Source organism: Streptomyces sp. adm13(2018) (genome assembly GCF_008042145.1).
Lineage (GTDB): Bacteria > Actinomycetota > Actinomycetes > Streptomycetales > Streptomycetaceae > Streptomyces.
On record NZ_RDBH01000129.1, the window covers coordinates 299,525 to 315,616 of the forward strand.

Consider the following 16,092-nt stretch of genomic DNA (forward strand, 5'->3'; position numbering starts at 1 on the left):
TCCCGGCACCGGGCCGAAACGCGCCCTTCCTAGGGTCGGAGCACGGATGGACCGGGGCTGTGGACGCCCCAGGACCCGACACCCGCGGAGGTACGACATGGGCGGCCGGTGGATCGAGCGGTGGGAACCCGAGGACGAGACCTTCTGGCGCGAGAAGGGGGAGCGGATCGCCCGGCGGAACCTGCTCTACTCCGTCCTCTCCGAACACATCGGCTTCTCCGTCTGGAGCCTGTGGTCGGTCATGGTGCTCTTCATGGGACCGCAGTACGGCATCGACCCCGCCGGCAAGTTCTTCCTGATCGGGACCGCGACCTTCGTCGGCGCGCTGATCCGCGTCCCGTACACCTTCGCCGTCGCCCGCTTCGGCGGCCGCAACTGGACGGTCTTCAGCGCCCTGTTGCTCCTGCTGCCCACCGGCTTCGCCTTCGCCGTCATGGAGCCCGGGACCTCGTACACCACCTTCGTCCTGGTGGCGGCGCTCACCGGCGTCGGCGGCGGCAACTTCGCCTCCTCCATGACCAACATCAACGCCTTCTTCCCGCTCCGCAAGAAGGGCTGGGCGCTCGGGCTCAACGCCGGCGGCGGCAACATCGGCGTGCCCGTCGTCCAGCTCGTCGGCCTCCTCGTCATCGGCACCGCCGGGGCGATGCACCCGAGGATCGTGCTCGGCGTCTACCTGCCGCTGATCGTCGTCGCCGCCGTCTGCGCCGCGCTCTTCATGGACAACCTCGCCCCCGTCAAGAACGACACCGGTGCCGCGAAGGAGGCCGTCCGGGCCCGCCACACCTGGATCATGGCCTTCCTCTACATCGGCACCTTCGGCTCCTTCATCGGCTACAGCTTCGCCTTCGGCCTCGTGCTCCAGACCCAGTTCGGCCGCACCCCGCTCCAGGCCGCCTCGCTCACCTTCGCCGGACCGCTCCTCGGCTCCCTCATCCGCCCCGTCGGCGGCGCCCTCGCCGACCGGCACGGCGGCGCCCGCATCACCCTGGCCACCTTCGCCGCCATGGCCGCCGCGACCGGCGTGGTCATCTACGCCTCCGTCGTCGAGTCCCTCGCCGTCTTCCTCGTCGGCTTCATCGGGCTCTTCGTCCTCAGCGGCCTCGGCAACGGCTCCACGTACAAGATGATCCCGGCGATCTTCCTCGCCCAGGGGCACCGCAAGGGCCTCGCGGGCGAGACCGCCGAGGCCTACGGGCGACGCCTCTCCGGGGCCGCGATGGGCCTCATCGGCGCGGTCGGCGCGGTCGGCGGACTCGGCATCAACCTCGCCTTCCGCCAGTCCTTCCAGACCTCCGGCACCGGCACGGCCGCCTTCGTCGCCTTCCTGGCCTTCTACGCGGCCTGCATGGTCGTCACCTGGGCGGTATACCTTCGGGCCCCGGCCACCGTCCCCGCCACGCTGCCGCGGGACGCCGGGGACGCCACCGGCCCCGAGGCCCGGACCGGCTACGCGAAGGTGTGACGCCCGGTGCCCGGCGCGGACCGTAACGATCAGGAAATACGCGCGAACCGAGACCGTCACGCGGTCCCGTCAGGCTCTGACCCCATGGACGAGCACCAAGGACAGGGCACCGCGGCCGGGCCCCTCGCCGGCTTCACGGTCGGCGTCACCGCGGCGCGCCGCGCCGACGAACTCATCGCGCTGCTGCGCCGGCGCGGCGCGGCCGTCGTCCACGGCCCGGCCCTGCGGATCGTGCCCCTCGCGGACGACACCGAACTCCTCGCCGCCACCAAGGAGCTCATCGGCCACGCCCCGGACGTCGTCATCGCCACCACGGCGATCGGCTTCCGGGGCTGGGTCGAGGCCGCCGAGGGCTGGGGATGCGGGCAGGAACTCCTCGCCGTCCTGCGGGACACCGAACTCCTCGCCCGCGGACCCAAGGTCAAGGGAGCCGTACGGGCCGCCGGACTCACCGAGTCCTGGTCGCCCGGCTCCGAGTCCATGGCCGAGGTCCTCGACCTGCTCCTCGCCGAGGGCGTGGCGGGCCGGCGGATCGCGATCCAGCTGCACGGGGAGCCGCTGCCCGGCTTCGTCGAGGCGCTCACGGCCGGTGGCGCGGAGGTCGTCGGCGTGCCCGTCTACCGCTGGATGCCGCCGGAGGACATCGGACCGCTCGACCGGCTCCTCGACGCCGTCCTGTCCCGGAGCCTGGACGCGGTCACCTTCACCAGCGCGCCCGCCGCCGTGTCGCTCCTGTCGCGGGCGGAGGAGAAGGGCGTACGGGAGGACCTCGTCGCCGCGCTGCGGCACGACGTCCTCGCGGTGTGCGTGGGACCCGTGACGGCCCTGTCGCTCCAGGCCGAGGGCATCGACACGTACCAGCCGGAGCGGTTCCGGCTCGGGCCGCTGGTCCAACTGCTCTGCACGGAGCTGCCGGCCCGCGCACGGGCGCTGCCCGTGGCGGGGCACCGGGTGGAGGTCCGCGGGCACGCCGTCCTCGTCGACGGCGCCCTGCGGCCGGTGCCGCCCGCCGGGATGGCCCTCCTCGGGCTCCTCGCCCGCCGCCCCGGCTGGGTGGTCTCCCGCGCCGACCTGCTGCGCGCGCTGCCCGGCGCGGGGCGCGACGAGCACGCGGTGGAGACGGCGATGGCCCGGCTGCGGGCGGCACTCGGCACGCCGAAGCTGATCCAGACGGTGGTGAAGCGGGGGTACCGGCTGGCGCTGGACCCGGCGGCGGACGCGAAGTACGACGACTGAGGGCGACGGAAGGGGACTGCCGGGGGACGGAGGGGACGGACGGGCACTGAGGAACGCGATCCGGATCGGGGGTCTCGCCTGACACAGTGGGGGCCGGTGGCGTACGCTCGACGGCTGCCCAGTGCACGTCAGAAGGGGGCCTTAGGTGGCCGCGCAGGAAGCCGTGGACACGGTCAGAGACCGTGAGATCGGTGTCGAGCAGGAACATCTGGATCACGTCTACCGCCGACTGGAGGAGAAGATCCACGAGGCGGAGTTCCTGATGAACGACGCCGCCCAGCGGGGCCAGGTCGGCACGCCCGGCGCCCTCGCCGAGCGCGACGCCCAGGTCTTCCGGGCCGGCATCCACCTCAACCGGCTCAACAACGAGTTCGAGGACTTCCTCTTCGGCCGGATCGACCTGCTGTACGGCAAGGACGGCAAGAAGGGCCCGGACGGGGCGTACACCTCGATCGAGCCCGCCGAGGACGCCGTACGCGCCGACAACACGGCCGACATCGGCGAGACCCTCCACATCGGCCGGATCGGCGTCCTCGACTCCGACTACGCGCCGCTGGTCATCGACTGGCGGGCGCCGGCCGCCGCGCCCTTCTACCGGTCGACCCCGGTCGATCCGGGCCGGGTCGTCCGGCGCAGGGTCATCCGCTCCAAGGGCCGCCAGGTCCTCGGCGTCGAGGACGACCTGATGCGCCCCGAACTCCGCGCCAGCCTGGACGGGCACGAGCTGCCCGTCATCGGCGACGGCGCCCTGATGGCCGCCCTCGGCCAGGCCCGCAGCCACACCATGCGGGACATCGTCTCCTCCATCCAGGCGGAGCAGGACCTCGTCATCCGCGCGCCCGCCGCCTCCGTCACGTACGTCGAGGGCGGGCCGGGCACGGGCAAGACGGCGGTGGCCCTGCACCGGGCCGCCTACCTGCTCTACCAGGACCGGCGGCGGTACGCCGGCGGCATCCTGATCGTCTCGCCGACCCCGCTGCTCGTCTCGTACACCGAGGGCGTCCTGCCCTCCCTCGGCGAGGAGGGCCAGGTCGCGATCCGCGCCGTCGGCAGCCTCGTGGACGGCGCCGAGGCCACCGCGTACGACGAGCCGGCCGTCGCCCGGATCAAGGGCTCCTCCCGGATGCTCCACGTGCTCCGCAAGGCCGCCCGCGGCGCCCTGGAGACGCCCGCGCCCAGGGGACAGGCCCAGCTCGCCTTCGGCGAGGACCCGGAGGGCGCCGACGAGAGCGCCTCGCCCGCCGGCACGCCCACCCGGCTGCGGGTGGTCGCCTTCGGGCGGCGCCTGGAGCTGGAGGCCGACGAACTGCGCCGCATCCGGCACAACGTCCTCGGCGGCACCGCCCCGGTCAACCTGCTGCGCCCGCGCGCCCGCCGGCTGCTCCTGGACGCGCTCTACGCCAAGTCGGGCGCGGTCGGCCGGCACAGCGACCCCGAGCTCGCCGCCGAACTGCGCTCCTCCTTCGACGAGGACGTGTCGACGGAGGACTCCTTCCTCGGCTTCCTCGACGCCTGGTGGCCCGAGCTGACCCCGCGCCGGGTCCTCGACGCGATGGCCGACGAGCGCCGGCTCGGCCGCTGGGCCCGCCGCATCCTCAACCCGGGCGAGGTGCGCCGGCTCGCCCGCTCGCTGCGCCGCACGGAGCTGTCCGTCCACGACGTGGCGCTCCTCGACGAGCTCCACACCCTGGTCGGCACCCCGTCCCGGCCCCGGAAGAAGCGCGAGTACGACCCGCTCGACCAGCTCACCGGCCTGGAGGAGCTCATGCCGGTGCGCGAGGAGACCCAGCGCGAGCGGGCCGAGCGGCTGGCGGCGGAGCGCACCGAGTACGCGCACGTGATCGTCGACGAGGCGCAGGACCTCACGCCCATGCAGTGGCGGATGGTCGGCCGGCGCGGCCGGCACGCCACCTGGACGATCGTCGGCGACCCGGCGCAGTCCTCCTGGTCGGACCCCGACGAGGCGGCGGCGGCCCGCGACGAGGCCCTCGGGTCCCGGCCGCGGCGCCGCTTCGAGCTGACCGTGAACTACCGCAACCCGGCGGAGATCGCCGAGCTCGCGGCCAAGGTGCTGGCGCTGGCCATGCCGGGCAAGGAGTCGCCCCGCGCGGTCCGCTCCACGGGCGTCGAGCCCCGGTTCGTCCCGGTTCGGGAGACCGACGGCAAGCCGGATCTGGCTGAAACTGTTCGGTCCGAGGCGCGGCTGCTCCTGGAGCGGGTCGAGGGCACCGTCGGTGTCGTCGTCGCCATGAACCGGCGCCGGGAGGCGGCCCGCTGGCTGGCCGAGCTGGGCGACCGGGTCGTCGCGCTCGGCTCCCTGGAGGCGAAGGGCCTGGAGTACGACGCCACGGTCGTCGTCTCGCCGGCCGAGATCGCGGACGAGTCCCCGGCCGGCCTGCGGGTCCTCTACGTGGCCCTGACCCGGGCGACGCAGCAGCTCACGGTGGTCGCGGCGGCCGCGGACATGCCGGACGAGGCGGGGGTCCCGGACCTGCTGAGGGACTGATCCGGGACCTGTCAGGGGGCCGGTCCGCCGGGGACCGCGGACACCGATTTCAGGTCAACCTGTGGCGCTGGAATCACCAACCAGGGTGGTTTGTTAGCCTTGTCGTGGCACCGGCTCGATCCAAGCCCCCGGGCCCAACCTTCGTCCCCCAGAGGGACCACTTGCCGCGAGGCGAGCATGGCGGGTCGGTGCCACTTAGACGTACGTACGAAGTCGAGGCCCCTGTCACCCCAGGTGACCGGGGCCTCTTCTGTTTCCCCGACACTTCTCGTATGGTGGAAACTACTTTCCGAAAACAAAATGACCGCATTACCTGCTACCGACAGGTAGGTGCGACCATCGGAGGGCGCCGCCGGGCAACCAGCCGGGGCGGCGTAGCAACGAAGCTCAGGGAAAGCAGAGGAACCCGGCCATGGCAACGGCGCCCAGCGTCTCGTACTCGATGACGGTCAGGCTGGAGGTTCCCGCGAGCGGAACCGCGGTCTCCCAGCTCACCACGGCGGTGGAGTCCCACGGCGGATCCGTCACCGGCCTCGACGTGACCGCCTCCGGCCACGAGAAGCTCCGCATCGACGTCACCATCGCCGCGACCTCCACCGCGCACGCCGACGAGATCGTCGCCCAGCTGCGCACCATCGAGGGCGTCGTCCTCGGCAAGGTCTCCGACCGTACGTTCCTGATGCACCTCGGCGGCAAGATCGAGATGGCGGCCAAGCACCCCATCCGCAACCGTGACGACCTCTCCATGATCTACACCCCGGGCGTCGCCCGCGTGTGCATGGCGATCGCCGAGAACCCCGAGGACGCCCGCCGCCTCACCATCAAGCGCAACACCGTCGCGGTCGTCACCGACGGCTCCGCCGTCCTCGGCCTCGGCAACATCGGCCCGATGGCCGCCATGCCCGTCATGGAGGGCAAGGCGGCCCTCTTCAAGCGCTTCGCCGACATCGACGCCTGGCCGATCTGCCTCGACACCCAGGACACCGACGAGATCGTCGCGATCGTCAAGGCGATCGCCCCCGGCTTCGCGGGCATCAACCTGGAGGACATCTCCGCGCCCCGCTGCTTCGAGATCGAGGCCCGGCTCCGCGAGGCCCTCGACATCCCCGTCTTCCACGACGACCAGCACGGCACCGCCATCGTCGTCCTCGCCGCGCTGACCAACGCGCTCCGCGTGGTCAACAAGGGCATCGGCGACGTACGGGTCGTCATGTCCGGTGCCGGCGCCGCCGGTACGGCCATCCTCAAGCTGCTGATCGCCGCCGGTGTGAAGCACGCGGTCGTCGCCGACATCCAGGGCGTCGTGCACGCGGGCCGCGAGGACCTCGTGGAGGCCCCGGCCGACTCGCCGCTGCGCTGGATCGCCGACAACACCAACCCCGAGGGCGTCACCGGCACCCTCAAGCAGGCCGTGGTCGGCGCGGACGTCTTCATCGGCGTCTCGGCCCCGAACCTGCTCGGCGCGGACGACGTCGCCGCGATGGCGGACGGCGCGATCGTCTTCGCGCTCGCGAACCCCGACCCCGAGGTCGACCCGGCCGCGGCGCGCCAGACGGCCGCCGTCGTCGCCACCGGCCGCTCGGACTTCCCCAACCAGATCAACAACGTGCTGGTCTTCCCGGGCGTCTTCCGCGGCCTCCTCGACGCCCAGTCCCGTACCGTCAACACGGAGATGATGCTCGCCGCGGCCTCGGCCCTCGCCGACGTCGTCACCGAGGACGAGCTGAACCCGAACTACATCATCCCGTCGGTCTTCAACGACAAGGTCGCGGGCGCGGTCGCCGGAGCCGTGCGCAACGCGGCCAAGGCGGCGGCCGGCGGCCCGGCGGCGACCGGGCGCTGACGGCGCGTCGCGATTCGCGGAGTCGTAAACCCGCCTTTAGGGTGGCTTTTCGGCTCCGCGTGGTTTTCGCGGAGTCGACAGAACGTCACCACCACGGGGCTCTGGCGCTTTTCGTGTGACCCCAGGGGGTGCCGGATTGGCGTTCCCGCCGCTGGTGGGGGCAGGATGCGTGTTTGGGCGCGCGGGTCTGTCATTAGACCCGGGTCCGGGGACTGTCCGAAGGCCCTGGCAGCATCGGCTTCGCTGTACCCAATCACGCGGCTTCCGCCGCGTGGCACGCCTCACAGGCAAGAAGAACACGGGAGTAACAACATGAACCGCAGTGAGCTGGTGGCCGCTCTGGCCGACCGCGCCGAGGTGACCCGCAAGGACGCCGACGCCGTGCTGGCCGCTCTCGCCGAGACCGTCGGTGAGGTCGTCGCCAAGGGCGACGAGAAGGTCACCATCCCCGGCTTCCTGACCTTCGAGCGCACCCACCGTGCCGCTCGCACCGCTCGTAACCCGCAGACCGGCGACCCGATCAACATCCCGGCAGGCTACAGCGTGAAGGTCTCCGCGGGCTCGAAGCTCAAGGAAGCCGCCAAGGGCAAGTAAGGCCGCCAAGGCCGCGTAAGCAGCCTGGAGGCACCGAAAGGGCGGCCACCCCCACCGGGGGTGGCCGCCCTTCCGTTTGCCCGTCAGAGGCCCGTCAGGGCCCGCCCAGCCGGTCCGGCACCCGTTGTGCGCCCGGGGGGCCGGTCCCGGGCGCACGAACGGCCGCACGCGCGCGGGGAGCCGGCCCCCACGCGCGTACGGCCGTTCGGGCGCGTACCGCCGATCGGACGCGTGCGCCGGTCAGACCAGCGCGCGGCCCGGGAGCTCGACCTTGGCGCCGAGCTCGACGAGCTTGTCCATGAAGTTCTCGTAGCCGCGGTTGATCAGCTCGATGCCGTGCACCCGGGAGGTGCCCTGCGCCGCGAGCGCCGCGATCAGGTACGAGAAGCCGCCGCGCAGGTCGGGGATGACCAGGTCGGCGCCCTGCAGCTTCGTCGGCCCGGACACGACGGCCGAGTGGAGGAAGTTGCGCTGGCCGAAGCGGCAGTCGGAGCCGCCGAGGCACTCGCGGTACAGCTGGATGTGCGCGCCCATCTGGTTGAGCGCCGAGGTGAAGCCGAGCCGGGACTCGTACACCGTCTCGTGCACGATGGAGAGGCCCGACGCCTGCGTCAGCGCCACGACCAGCGGCTGCTGCCAGTCCGTCTGGAAGCCGGGGTGCACGTCGGTCTCCAGGTGGATCGCGTTGAGCGAGCCGCCCGGGTGCCAGAAGCGGATGCCCTCGTCGTCGATCTCGAAGGCGCCACCCACCTTCCGGTACGTGTTGAGGAAGGTCATCATCGAGCGCTGCTGGGCGCCGCGCACGTAGATGTTGCCCTCGGTCGCCAGCGCCGCCGACGCCCAGGAGGCCGCCTCCAGGCGGTCCGGGAGCGCCCGGTGGGTGTAGCCGTCGAGGCGGTCGACACCGGTGATCCGGATGGTCCGGTCGGTGTCCATGGAGATGATCGCGCCCATCTTCTGCAGTACGCAGATGAGGTCCTCGATCTCGGGCTCCACGGCGGCGTTCGACAGCTCGGTGACGCCCTCGGCGAGCACCGCCGTCAGCAGCACCTGCTCGGTCGAACCGACCGAGGGGTACGGCAGCCGGATCTTGCAACCGCGAAGGCGCTGCGGGGCCTCCAGGTACTGCCCGTCCGCCCGCTTCTCGATGGTGGCGCCGAACTGGCGCAGCACGTCGAAGTGGAAGTCGATGGGCCGGCCGCCGATGTCGCAGCCGCCCAGGCCCGGGATGAAGGCGTGGCCGAGGCGGTGCAGCAGCGGGCCGCAGAAGAGGATCGGGATGCGGGACGACCCGGCGTGGGCATCGATGTCGGCGACGTTCGCCGATTCGACGTGCGTCGGGTCGAGGACGAGCTCACCGGGCTCCTCGCCCGGGCGGACCGTCACACCGTGCAGCTGGAGCAGTCCGCGGACCACGCGGACGTCACGGATGTCGGGCACATTGCGCAGTCGGCTCGGGCCGCTGCCGAGCAGGGCGGCGACCATCGCCTTGGGCACGAGATTCTTCGCGCCGCGGACGCGGATCTCTCCCTCCAGCGGGGTTCCGCCATGGACGAGGAGTACATCATGGCTGTCTGTGCCGGTCATGAATCTCGCGTTCCGGTGGGGGTCCCCCCTGCGCAGCTAGGGGGAGGGTCGGTCGGGTGGCCAGTGAAAAGGGTAAGGGTCCATGGGACCCCTCTTGGGTGCTCCGGGGGGCCTGTCAGATGTAATGAATTCGGCACAACACCCTCTGTTCCCGTGATCTTGCGGAGCGTCACCGTCCGCTTCCGTCGCCCGGGCGCCGGCGCGGGCCCGTCGCGTCCCCTCTGAACTGCGGCGGTCGGCGAGTTCCGGACATCGGGCTTCTCCGTACCCCCGAGACCGCCCGTGAAGCCGGAAGATGCGGGATCATGTGTCGCATGACCGAGGTGTCCTCGCTCACAGGACGGCTGCTCGTGGCCACCCCCGCCCTCGCGGACCCGAATTTCGACCGCGCGGTGGTCCTGCTGCTCGACCACGACGACGAGGGCTCGCTCGGCGTGGTCCTCAACCGGCCGACGCCGGTGACGGTCGGCGACATCCTCGCCCCCTGGGCCGGCCTCGCCGGCGAACCCGGCGTCGTCTTCCAGGGCGGCCCGGTCTCCCTCGACGCCGCCCTCGGGGTCGCCGTCATCCCCGGCGACGAGGGGCCGCTCGGCTGGCGGCGGGTGCACGGGGCGATCGGCCTGGTCGACCTGGAGACCCCGCCCGAGCTGCTCGGACCCGCCCTCGGCTCGCTGCGGATCTTCGCCGGTTACGCGGGCTGGGGCCCCGGCCAGCTGGAGACCGAGCTGGACGAGGGGGCCTGGTACGTGGTGGAGTCGGAGCCCGGCGACGTCTCCTCCCCGCAGCCCGAGGCGCTCTGGCGGCAGGTGCTCCGGAGGCAGCGCGGCGAGCTCGCGATGATCGCGACGTACCCGGACGATCCCTCGCTCAACTGAGGGCCCCGGCTTTCAGTACCCTTGGCGGTTATGAGCACTCTCGAGCCCGAGCGCGGGGCAGGTACGGGAACCCTCGTCGAGCCGACGCCGCAGGTGTCCCACGGTGACGGCGACCACGAGCGCTACGCCCATTACGTCCAGAAGGACAAGATCATGGCGAGCGCCCTCGACGGCACCCCCGTCGTGGCACTGTGCGGAAAGGTCTGGGTACCGGGGCGCGACCCCAAGAAGTACCCGGTCTGTCCGATGTGCAAGGAGATCTACGACTCCATGAGCGCCGGCGGTGGCGACAAGGACAAGGGCGGCAAGGACAAGTAACGGTGTCCTGACGTCCCGGAACATCGGGGGCGGCCCCCGTCGCGCGTACTTCGGTACGGGTGACGGGGGCCGTTTCGTTGTCCGGGCGGTGTCCGAGCCGGAGTCCCGGGCCCCCGGCGGCCGTTGCGCAGGATGCATCCGCCGGTCACGGAGTGGTTGAGGTGGTCGAGACCTCTTGTCGGGTCACCGCGGGCACGCCTAACCTCACGCGTGTTGTGCAGAACGAAACGCGCATTGCGCATGTTGCAACGCCCTGGAGGGGATCCGTCATGAAGCTTCCTGCCTTCGTCACCGCACCAGCCGCGGCGCTCCTGCTGGCCGGCCTCACCGCCACCGCCTGCGCGCCCCAGACGTCCGACGGCAAGGCCACGACGGACGAGAAGACCGGCACCCTGCGGGTCTGGCTCTTCCAGGAGGTGAGCAACAAGCCCAAGGAACAGGTCGTCTCCCAGGCCGTCGCCGCCTTCGAGAAGCGGCACGAAGGCGCGAAGGTCGAGGTCGAGTACATCCCCGTCGAGACCCGCGCCCAGCGCGTCAAGGCCGCCTTCAACGACCCCAAGTCGGCGCCTGACCTCATCGAGTACGGCAACACCGACACCGCCGGATACGTCAAGGACGGCGGACTCGCCGACATCAGCACCGAGTTCGGCGCGTGGGACGAGGCCAAGGACACCGACCCCACCGCCAAGCAGTCCGTCACCGTCGGCGGAAAGGTCTACGGCGCCCCGCTGTTCGTCGGCGTCCGCGCGCTCTACTACCGCACCGACGTCTTCCGGGACCTCGGCCTCACCGCCCCCAAGTCCCAGGCCGAACTCGTCTCCACGGCCAAGAAGATCCACAAGGCCAGGCCCGAGCTGTACGGCATCGCCGTCGGCGGCGCGTACACCTACGGCGCCATGCCCTTCGTCTGGGCCGCCGGCGGCGAACTCGCCACCGCGGACGGCGACTCCTACAAGGCCGCCGTCAACACCGACGCCGCCGTCCAGGGCATCAGCACCTACACCTCGCTCTTCGGCGACGACAACTGCCCCGCCGCCAAGTGCGCCCAGATGGGCGGCAACGCCACCGTCACCGCCTTCGCCTCCGGCAAGGCCGCCATGGCCATCGGCGGCGACTTCAGCCACGCCGCCGTCGAGGCCGGCACCGTGAAGGGCAAGTACGCCGTCGTCCCGCTGCCCGGCACCACCCCCGGCTCCATCGCCCCCGCCTTCGCCGGCGGCAACAACATCGGCGTCCTCAAGAGCACCTCGCACCGCAGCCTCGCCGTCGACCTCCTCACCTCCCTCACCGGCAAGGACACCCAGGGCAAGCTCTTCGACGCCATGGGCTTCCTCCCCACGTTCACCGACGTCCGCACCGCCGCCGCCCAGCGACAGCCCTTCGTGAAGCCCTTCATCGACACCCTCGGCGCCGGCACCAAGTTCGTCCCCGCGTCGCCCGGCTGGGGCCAGATCGACGCCTCCCTCGTCCTGCCCACGATGTTCCAGGAGGTCGTCAGCGGACGTAAGGACGCCAAGGCGGCGGCCGACGACGCCGCGAAGAAGATGGACGCGGCCTTCGCGCCGGCGGGCTGAGACCCATGACGACCCAGCTCACCCCGCTCACCGCCCCCGGGAAGCGGCCGGGGGCGACCACGCCCCCGGCCGCTTCCCGGGGGCGGTGAGCCCCGCGGCCACCGCCCCTGGACCCCCTGGCTCTACCTGCTGCCCGCCCTCGCCGTCCTCGGCGGACTCCTCGTCTACCCCGTCTACCAACTCGGCCTGATCTCCTTCCTGGAGTACACCCAGGCCCAGGTCAGCGGCGGCGAGCCCACCTCCTTCAAGGGCTTCGGCAACTACACGGCCCTCTTCGCCGACCCCCAGTTCTGGCAGGTCCTCCTCGCCACCGTCCTCTTCGCCGCCGCCTGCGTCGTCACCACGCTCGCCGTCGGCTGCGCCCTCGCCGTACTCCTCACGCGCGTGCGTGCCCTGCCCCGCCTCGTCCTGATGATGGCCGCGCTCGGCGCCTGGGCCACGCCCGCGGTCACCGGCTCCACGGTCTGGGTCTTCCTCTTCGACCCCGACTTCGGCCCCGTCAACAAGCTGCTCGGTCTCGGCGACTTCTCCTGGACGTACGGGCGGTACAGCGCCTTCGCCCTCGTCCTCCTCGAAGTCGTCTGGTGCTCCTTCCCGTTCGTGATGGTCACCGTCTACGCGGGCATCCAGGCCATCCCGTCCGAGGTCCTGGAGGCGGCCTCCCTCGACGGCGCCTCGCAGTGGCGGATCTGGCGCTCGGTCATGGCCCCGATGCTCCGGCCGATCCTGGTCGTCGTCACGATCCAGTCGATCATCTGGGACTTCAAGGTCTTCACCCAGATCTACGTGATGACGAACGGCGGCGGCATCGCCGGCCAGAACCTCGTCCTCAACGTGTACGCCTACCAGAAGGCCTTCGCCTCGTCCCAGTACAGCCTGGGCTCGGCCATCGGCGTCGTCATGCTGCTCATCCTGCTGGCCGTGACCCTGGTCTACCTCCGGCTCCTGCGACGCCAGGGAGAAGAACTGTGAGCGTCCCGAACGCCTTCCGTCCCACGCTCCGCGTCCGCCGGCCCGGGCGGCTCGTCGCCGAGGTGGTCACGCTGCTCGTCGCGGCCGCCGTCGCCTTCCCGCTCTACTGGATGGTCCTCTCGGCCTTCAAGCCGGCCGGGGAGATCCAGTCCACCGAGCCCCGGCCGTGGACCCTCTCCCCGTCGCTCGACTCGTTCCGCCGGGTCTTCGAACAGCAGGACTTCGGGCGCTACTTCCTCAACTCGCTGATCGTGGCCGGGACTGTCGTCCTCGCCTCCGCGCTCATCGCCTTCCTCGCGGCGACGGCCGTCACCCGGTTCCGCTTCCGGTTCCGGACCACGCTCCTGATCATGTTCCTGGTCGCCCAGATGGTGCCGGTCGAGGCCCTCACCATCCCGCTGTTCTTCCTCATGCGGGACGCCGGTCAGCTCAACACCCTGGGCTCGCTGATCCTCCCGCACATCGCCTTCTCGCTGCCCTTCGCGATCTGGATGCTGCGCGGCTTCGTCAAGGCCGTCCCCGAGGCCCTGGAGGAGCAGGCCCAGATCGACGGGGCGAGCCGGACCCGCTTCCTGTGGCAGATCCTCTTCCCGCTGGTCTTCCCCGGCCTCGTGGCCACCAGCGTCTTCTCGTTCATCTCCACCTGGAACGACTTCCTCTTCGCGAAGTCCTTCCTCATCAGCGACACCTCGCAGTCGACCCTGCCCATGGCACTGCTCGTCTTCTTCAAGCCCGACGAGAACGACTGGGGAGGCATCATGGCCGGCTCGACCGTGATGACCGTCCCGGTGCTCGTCTTCTTCGTACTCGTACAGCGCCGCCTGGTCTCGGGACTGGGCGGGGCGGTGAAGGACTGACGCGGTGACCCACCCCATGGACCTGATCCCGGCGCCGCTCCACCAGGAGGTGCGCGGCGACTCCCCGGGCTCCTGCTCGCTCGACGAGCGGACCACCCTCGACGCCGGACCCGGCACCGCGTCCACCGCCCGCTGGCTCCGCACCGTCCTCGGCGCGGCCACCGGCCTGCCGTTCGCCGACGGCACCGGCCCGCACGCGATCCGGCTGCGCGTGAGCGAGGACGTGGAGCGGGAGCACGGCCCCGAGGGCTACCGCCTCACCACCGAGGACCCCGAAGCCGCCGTCGTCATCGAGGGCGGCGGCCCCGCCGGGGTGTTCTGGGGCGCCCAGAGCCTCCGCCAGCTCCTCGGCCCCGGGGCGTACCGCGGGGCGCCGGTGAGCGGCGGCCCGCGGGACCTCCCGTACGTCACCGTCGAGGATCGGCCCCGCTTCGGCTGGCGCGGCCTCATGCTCGACGTCTCCCGGCACTTCATGCCCAAGACCGACGTCCTGCGCTACCTCGACCTGCTCGCCGCCCACAAGCTCAACGTCTTCCACTTCCACCTCACCGACGACCAGGGCTGGCGCATCGAGATCAAGCGCCACCCCCGGCTCACCGAGGTCGGCTCCTGGCGGGCCCGCAGCAAGTGGGGCCACCGCGCCTCGCCGCTCTGGGACGACACCCCGCACGGCGGGTTCTACACCCAGGACGACATCCGCGAGATCGTCGCGTACGCCGCCGAACGCCACATCAGGGTCGTCCCCGAGATCGACCTCCCCGGCCACTCCCAGGCCGCCATCGCCGCCTACCCCGAACTCGGCAACGGCGACGTCGTCGACACGGCCGCCCTCACCGTCTGGGACACCTGGGGCGTCAACCCCAACGTCCTCGCCCCCACCGACGCCGTCCTGCGCTTCTACGAGGGCGTCTTCGAGGAGGTCCTCGACCTCTTCCCGGCGGACGTGTCCCCCTTCGTCCACGTCGGCGGCGACGAGTGCCCCAAGGACCAGTGGAAGGCCTCCCCGGCCGCCCAGGCCCGCATCCGCGAACTCGGCCTCGCCGACGAGGACGCCCTCCAGTCCTGGTTCATCCGCCACTTCGACCGCTGGCTCGCCGCCCGCGGCCGACGCCTGATCGGCTGGGACGAGATCCTGGAGGGCGGACTCGCCGAGGGCGCGGCCGTCTCGTCCTGGCGCGGCTACGGCGGCGGGATCGCCGCCGCCGAAGCCGGCCACGACGTCGTCATGTGCCCCGAGCAGCACGTGTACCTGGACCACCGTCAGGCGCCCGGCGAGGACGAGCCCGTGCCCATCGGATACGTCCGCACCCTGGAGGACGTCTACCGCTTTGAACCCGTCCCGCCCGGCCTCCCGCCCGAGGCCGCCGCCCACATCCTGGGAACCCAGGCCAACGTGTGGACCGAGGTGATGGAGAACCGGTCCCGCGTCGACTACCAGGTCTTCCCCCGCCTCGCCGCCTTCGCCGAGGTCGCCTGGTCCGCGCTGCCCGCGCCGGAGGAGCGCGACTACCAGGACTTCGCCCGCCGCATGGGCACCCACTACGAACGCCTGGACGCCCTCGGCGTGGACTACCGCCCGCCCGCCGGACCCCAGCCCCGGCAGCGCCGCCCCGGCATCCTGGGACGCCCCCTGGAGGGCACGCCCCCGAACGTGTGAGGGACCCGACATCCCCCTTCACCCAAGAGCGGCGAAACGGAAGTTACCGTCACTCGTCGGGGCGTCCCGGACGGAACAGTCCTTCGCGGGCCCTCGCGCCGGACCGCTCGGAAGATGTGCCAGAGTTGCCACGTCCGGCCTGTGAGCACGTACGGTACGCCCACACGCAGGCGCGACCGCCGGGCACATTCGGGGACCACCGGGACACCGGGAAGGGGCAGCGGGTTGACCACGCACGCACCACAGACGGCGCAGTCCGTGACGCTGCCCGCCTCGCTCGACGAGGCCGTGGCGGCGCTCACGGCCATGCCGGCCGCCGTCCCCGTCGCCGGTGGCACCGACCTGATGGCAGCCGTCAACAAAGGCCAGCTCCGCCCCGCCGGACMCGTCGGAGCCATCGGCACCGTCGGCGGCCCCGGACCTGGCCGAGACCCCGGACACCGCGGACCCGATGACCGGGACAGGGGCGCCGTCCGCGCCGCCGGACGCCTCGGACGCCTCGTGCGGGGAGAGATCGGAGGGCGCCGGTTCGCCGCCACTCCCCCGGTCCTCGACCGGAGGACCCTCTGACAGCTCTGCCGCCCCGGCACCCTCGGCCTCCGGGCCCG

Annotated in this window: 13 protein-coding genes; 12 read left to right on the forward strand and 1 reads right to left on the reverse strand. The window is 71.7% G+C overall.

All coding sequences use genetic code 11. From position 1 onward, the window contains the following. Positions 1–97: 97 nt before the first annotated feature. From EAO70_RS17975 to EAO70_RS17995, 5 genes are all read left to right on the forward strand, one after another. Entirely contained in the window at positions 98–1,465 is a 1,368-nt protein-coding gene (locus EAO70_RS17975) for a nitrate/nitrite transporter (RefSeq protein WP_148003950.1), read from the forward strand. 84 nt (positions 1,466–1,549) lie between these two features. Next, positions 1,550–2,701, forward strand: coding sequence for a uroporphyrinogen-III synthase (locus EAO70_RS17980; protein WP_148003951.1), 1,152 nt, complete (start codon positions 1,550–1,552; stop codon positions 2,699–2,701). A gap of 145 nt (positions 2,702–2,846) precedes the next feature. Further along, positions 2,847–5,207, forward strand: a complete 2,361-nt coding sequence (locus EAO70_RS17985) for a HelD family protein (protein ID WP_148003952.1) — start codon at positions 2,847–2,849, stop codon at positions 5,205–5,207. Between the two features lie 412 nt (positions 5,208–5,619). After that, on the forward strand, positions 5,620–7,050 hold the full coding sequence (locus EAO70_RS17990; RefSeq protein ID WP_148003953.1) for an NAD-dependent malic enzyme: 1,431 nt from the start codon (positions 5,620–5,622) through the stop codon (positions 7,048–7,050). A 312-nt stretch (positions 7,051–7,362) separates the two neighbouring features. Then, complete coding sequence (locus EAO70_RS17995) at positions 7,363–7,644, forward strand: HU family DNA-binding protein (protein WP_017237029.1); 282 nt, start codon at positions 7,363–7,365, stop codon at positions 7,642–7,644. 240 nt (positions 7,645–7,884) lie between these two features. Here the strand turns inward: EAO70_RS17995 and murA are convergent, their stop codons facing one another. Then, the gene (murA, locus tag EAO70_RS18000; protein WP_148003954.1) at positions 7,885–9,231 is read right to left on the reverse strand and encodes a UDP-N-acetylglucosamine 1-carboxyvinyltransferase; all 1,347 of its coding nucleotides are present in this window, start codon (positions 9,229–9,231) and stop codon (positions 7,885–7,887) included. A gap of 314 nt (positions 9,232–9,545) precedes the next feature. On the opposite strand from murA, the gene EAO70_RS18005 reads away from it, so the two are divergent. The 7 genes from EAO70_RS18005 to EAO70_RS40390 all read left to right on the forward strand — a co-directional run bounded on the left by EAO70_RS18005 (position 9,546) and on the right by EAO70_RS40390 (position 16,054). Then, on the forward strand, positions 9,546–10,106 hold the full coding sequence (locus EAO70_RS18005; protein WP_187283937.1) for a YqgE/AlgH family protein: 561 nt from the start codon (positions 9,546–9,548) through the stop codon (positions 10,104–10,106). Positions 10,107–10,136: 30 nt separating this feature from the next. Further along, complete coding sequence (locus EAO70_RS18010) at positions 10,137–10,424, forward strand: DUF3039 domain-containing protein (RefSeq protein WP_187283938.1); 288 nt, start codon at positions 10,137–10,139, stop codon at positions 10,422–10,424. A 269-nt stretch (positions 10,425–10,693) separates the two neighbouring features. Beyond that, a complete protein-coding gene (locus EAO70_RS18015; RefSeq protein ID WP_148003957.1) occupies positions 10,694–11,998 on the forward strand; it encodes an extracellular solute-binding protein in 1,305 nt (434 codons plus the stop codon). A 126-nt stretch (positions 11,999–12,124) separates the two neighbouring features. Continuing rightward, positions 12,125–12,970 carry a carbohydrate ABC transporter permease gene (locus EAO70_RS18020; RefSeq protein WP_148003958.1) on the forward strand — a complete coding sequence of 282 codons (846 nt, stop codon included), beginning with the start codon at positions 12,125–12,127 and terminating at the stop codon, positions 12,968–12,970. After that, complete coding sequence (locus tag EAO70_RS18025; protein WP_148003959.1) at positions 12,967–13,827, forward strand: carbohydrate ABC transporter permease; 861 nt, start codon at positions 12,967–12,969, stop codon at positions 13,825–13,827. The genes EAO70_RS18020 and EAO70_RS18025 overlap by 4 nt, the downstream gene beginning before the upstream one ends. Before the next feature lie 16 nt (positions 13,828–13,843). Then, entirely contained in the window at positions 13,844–15,484 is a 1,641-nt protein-coding gene (locus tag EAO70_RS18030) for a beta-N-acetylhexosaminidase (RefSeq protein WP_148005209.1), read from the forward strand. Between the two features lie 225 nt (positions 15,485–15,709). Further along, complete coding sequence (locus EAO70_RS40390; RefSeq protein ID WP_410091293.1) at positions 15,710–16,054, forward strand: hypothetical protein; 345 nt, start codon at positions 15,710–15,712, stop codon at positions 16,052–16,054. The last annotated feature ends 38 nt before the right edge of the window (positions 16,055–16,092 follow it).

What these genes read in the sequence shown, in the direction of transcription:
- EAO70_RS17975 (WP_148003950.1), top strand. Translation starts at nt 98, where the DNA reads ATGGGCGGCCGGTGGATCGAGCGGTGGGAACCCGAGGACGAGACCTTC.
- EAO70_RS17980 (WP_148003951.1), top strand. Translation starts at nt 1,550, where the DNA reads ATGGACGAGCACCAAGGACAGGGCACCGCGGCCGGGCCCCTCGCCGGC.
- EAO70_RS17990 (WP_148003953.1), top strand. Translation starts at nt 5,620, where the DNA reads ATGGCAACGGCGCCCAGCGTCTCGTACTCGATGACGGTCAGGCTGGAG.
- EAO70_RS17995 (WP_017237029.1), top strand. Translation starts at nt 7,363, where the DNA reads ATGAACCGCAGTGAGCTGGTGGCCGCTCTGGCCGACCGCGCCGAGGTG.
- murA (WP_148003954.1), bottom strand. Translation starts at nt 9,231, where the DNA reads ATGACCGGCACAGACAGCCATGATGTACTCCTCGTCCATGGCGGAACC.
- EAO70_RS18005 (WP_187283937.1), top strand. Translation starts at nt 9,546, where the DNA reads ATGACCGAGGTGTCCTCGCTCACAGGACGGCTGCTCGTGGCCACCCCC.
- EAO70_RS18010 (WP_187283938.1), top strand. Translation starts at nt 10,137, where the DNA reads ATGAGCACTCTCGAGCCCGAGCGCGGGGCAGGTACGGGAACCCTCGTC.
- EAO70_RS18015 (WP_148003957.1), top strand. Translation starts at nt 10,694, where the DNA reads ATGAAGCTTCCTGCCTTCGTCACCGCACCAGCCGCGGCGCTCCTGCTG.
- EAO70_RS18030 (WP_148005209.1), top strand. Translation starts at nt 13,844, where the DNA reads ATGGACCTGATCCCGGCGCCGCTCCACCAGGAGGTGCGCGGCGACTCC.